The organism is Arthrobacter sp. 2YAF22_2 (genome assembly GCF_052114645.1).
Taxonomy (GTDB): domain Bacteria; phylum Actinomycetota; class Actinomycetes; order Actinomycetales; family Micrococcaceae; genus Arthrobacter.
The window spans coordinates 1-3723 of record NZ_JBFRFD010000373.1; the positions used below are offsets into that span (position 1 = coordinate 1).

At 68.1% G+C, this 3723-nt stretch carries 2 protein-coding genes and 1 pseudogene; 1 reads left to right on the top strand and 2 read right to left on the bottom strand.

Going from position 1 to position 3723, the window contains the following annotated elements; all coding sequences use genetic code 11:
• Together recO and leuA are read right to left on the bottom strand one after the other, a co-directional pair.
• The coding region (gene recO / locus AB4Y86_RS14190; protein WP_441402846.1) for a DNA repair protein RecO at positions 1 to 622 on the bottom strand (622 nt) is incomplete at its 3' end.
• Positions 623 to 721: 99 nt separating this feature from the next.
• Entirely contained in the window at positions 722 to 2461 is a 1740-nt protein-coding gene (leuA, locus tag AB4Y86_RS14195; protein WP_441402847.1) for a 2-isopropylmalate synthase, read from the bottom strand.
• Positions 2462 to 2713: 252 nt separating this feature from the next.
• Here leuA and AB4Y86_RS14200 point away from each other — a divergent pair.
• A pseudogene (locus AB4Y86_RS14200) lies at positions 2714 to 3723 on the top strand (peptidase M13); the annotation flags it as partial.

Sequence of the window (3723 nt, forward strand, 5' to 3'; positions counted from 1 at the left end):
GCAGCGCTCCCAGCAGCAGCACTGTCTCCGCCGCGGGCGCGGGCGAGCCCGGCGGCCGGCACTCCGGRCAGACCATGCCGCCCAGCGGGGCCGAAAACGCGGTGTGCGGCCCGGGCGCGCCGCAACGGGCGCAGTCGGTGAAGCTGGGCGCCCAGCCGCCGGTGGACAGTGCACGGAGCAGGTAGGAATCCAGGATCAGCTCGGCGGCGTGGTCGCCGCGGCTCAGCGAAGCCAGTGCCCCGACCAGCAGGTTGTACTGCGCCGTTCCCGCCTCGCCGTCGACGTCGGTGAGCTTCTCCGCGGTCTCGGTCATCGCGGCGGCGACGGTGTAGCGGCCGTAGTCGGCGGCGATGCTGGAGCCGTAGGCGCCCTTCGCGACGGCTTGCGTCACCACGTCCAGGGTGCGTCCGGAGATGAGCTGCAGGTCCGCGACCATGAACGGCTCGAGCCGGGCACCGAAACGGCTGCTGGTGCGCCGGACCCCCTTGGCGACCGCCCGGACCTGGCCGTGGTGCTTGGTGAGCAGGGTGATGATGCGGTCCGCTTCACCCAGTTTATGGGTGCGCAGGACCACGGCGTCGTCGCGGTAGGCGCGGGCGGCAAAGGAGGAAGGTTGGGCCACAGCTAATCTTCGCACTGACTGTCGGGAAACGCCGCCATCGGAAAACCCCACGCTGCGCCGCCGGTGATCCGGCGGCGCAGCGGGTGGCGGCGGGATCGCTCAGGCGCGGGCGTCCCGGATGGCGCGGTTGACGGCCGAAATCACTGCCTTAAGCGACGCCATGGACGTGTTGGCGTCGATCCCGACACCCCACAACACCCGCTCCCCCACGGCGCATTCGACGTAGGCGGCGGCCTGGGCGCTGCCGCCCTCGGAGAGGGCGTGCTCGCTGTAGTCCAGCACGCGGACGTCGACGCCGTCCTCCCGCAGGATGCTCAGCAGGGCCGCGATCGGGCCGTTGCCGGTCCCGGTGCGGCGCAGCGGTTTGCCGTCCACCTTGAGCGCGGCGGTCAACGTCATGACGCCGTCCTCGTCCGACTCGGTGCTGACCGCGCCGAGGGCGTAGCGTCCCCACTGGGCTTCCGCCGCGGCGGAGGGCAGGTATTCGTCCTGGAACACCTGCCACAGCTGGGCGCCGCTGACTTCGCCGCCCACCGTGTCCGTGCGGCGCTGGATCACGCCGGAGAATTCGATCTGCGCGCGGCGCGGCAAGTCCAGGTTGTGCTCGTTCTTGAGCAGGTAGGCGACGCCGCCCTTGCCGGACTGCGAGTTGACCCGGATCACGGCCTCGTAGCTGCGGCCGAGGTCCTTGGGGTCGACCGGTAGGTACGGGACCTGCCATTCGTAGTCCGCCACGTCCTTGCCGGCGGCTGCGGCGTCCTTCTCCAGGGCTTCGAGGCCCTTCTTGATGGCGTCCTGGTGCGAACCGGAGAAGGCGGTGAACACCAGGTCGCCGCCGTAGGGCGAGCGCTCCGCCACGGGCAGCTGGTTGCAGTACTCCACCGTGCGGCGGACATCGTCGATGTCGGAGAAGTCGATCATCGGGTCGACGCCCTGCACGAACATGTTCAGGCCCAGGGTGACCAGGTCGACGTTGCCGGTCCGTTCGCCGTTGCCGAAGAGGCAACCCTCGATCCGGTCGGCCCCGGCCAGGTAGCCCAGCTCGGCCGCTGCGACACCTGTGCCGCGGTCGTTGTGCGGGTGCAGGGACAGGATGATGCCCTCGCGCGGGTGCAGGTGGCGGCTCATCCACTCGATGGAGTCGGCGTAGACGTTGGGCGTCGCCATTTCGACGGTGGCCGGCAGATTGATGATGACCTGGCGGTCGGCGGAGGCCTCGAAGACGTCCGCGATCGCGTTGCAGACCCGCACGGCGTAGGACAACTCGGTGCCGGTGAAGGACTCGGGCGAGTACTCGTAGGTGATGTGGGTGTCTTCGAGGGTCTCTTCGTATTTCTTGCACAGCCGGGCGCCCTGCAGCGCGATGTCGAGGATGCCGTCCTCGTCCTGGTTGAAGACGACCCGGCGCTGCAGCACCGACGTCGAGTTGTACAGGTGSACGATGGCCTGCTTGGCGCCSACCAAGGACTCGTAGGTCCGCTCGATCAGGTGTTCCCGGGCCTGGGTCAGCACCTGGATGGTGACGTCGTCCGGGATGTGGTTGCCCTCGATCAGCTGGCGGACGAAGTCGAAGTCCGTCTGCGAGGCGGAGGGGAAGCCGACTTCGATCTCCTTGTAGCCCATCCGGACCAGCAGGTCGAACATCTTCATCTTCCGGGCCGGGCTCATCGGATCGATCAGGGCCTGGTTGCCGTCACGCAGGTCGACCGCGCACCAGCGGGGGGCCTTGGTGATGACCTTGTCGGGCCAGGTGCGGTCCGGCAGTTCGACCGTGATCCGGTCCTGGAACGGGACGTAGCGGTGGACTGGCATTCCTGAGGGCTGCTGTGCGTTTCGCATGACTTTCGGGGCCTATTCTCTGATTCCTGTTGAGGGGAGGCCGGGGCAACACTAACTCCGCAGCGAGGGTTGGCCTAGCGCTGGATTGCGTCCGAGGCCTCGCTGCGGCAGCTAAGAAGAAGCAGTTCTGCACGCACATTTTCACAGTAACACGGGTGCGTAAGATGAAGGGGCCATACCTCATACACGTCCACCATGCAGACGCTGTACCGGTCCCAGGCCGAGTACAGCTCCCCCTTCGAAGGAGCAGCAGTGCCGCTTTCCGGGATCGACCAGACCTCTATTGACGCCGGAGTCCGCCCCCAGGACGACCTCTACCGGCACTTCAACGGCGGCTGGCTGAAGAGCACCGCCATACCGGACGACCGGCCGCTGGAGGGCACGTTCACGGCGCTGCGCGACGACTCGGAAGTGGCCGTCAAGGAAATCATCCTGGCGGCGGCCGGCCGGGGCGACGCCGCGACCGGGATCGAACGCAAGATCGGCGAACTGTACAACAGCTTCATGGACGAAGCCGCAGTGGAGGCCAAAGGCTCGGAGCCGATCCGCGCACGGCTGGCCGAGGTATTCGCCACCGGTTCAGTGGCCGAACTGGTCCAGCTCGCCGGCCGGCTGTTCCGGGCCGACGTTTCCGGGCTGTTCTACATCTACCCTGCACCGGATGCGGGCAACCCGGACCGGATCCTGCTCTACACCGGCCAGGCCGGCCTGGGGCTGCCGGATGAGTCCTACTATCGCGACGAGAAGTTCGCGCCGATTGTCCAGGCCTACCGCCAGCACATCGGCACCATGTTCGGGCTGGCCGGCGTCGCCGACGCCGACGCGGCGGCCGCCCGGGTCGTGGAGCTGGAGACGTCCCTCGCCTCGCACCACTGGGACAAGGTCACGCTGCGCGACCCGCAGAAGACCTACAACCTGAAGTCGGCCGAGGAGGTCGCTCAGCTCTTTCCGCTGCTCTCCGCCTGGTTCGATGCCGCTGCCATCGCCCCGGAGAAACGGAGCGAGCTGGTGGTCAGCACCCCGGACTTCTTCGCGGGCGCGGCGGGGCTGCTGGAATCGGTGCCGCTGGCCGTCTGGCAGGAATGGCTCGCCCTGCGGGTGGTCAGCGCGGCGGCACCATATCTTTCCGCCGCGTTCGTAGACGCGAACTTTGCCTTCTACGGCACCACGCTCAGCGGCACCCCCCGCAACCGGGACCGCTGGAAGCGGGGCGTCGCCGTCGTCGAGGCCGCCCTGGGCGAGGCCGTCGGGCAAATCTACGT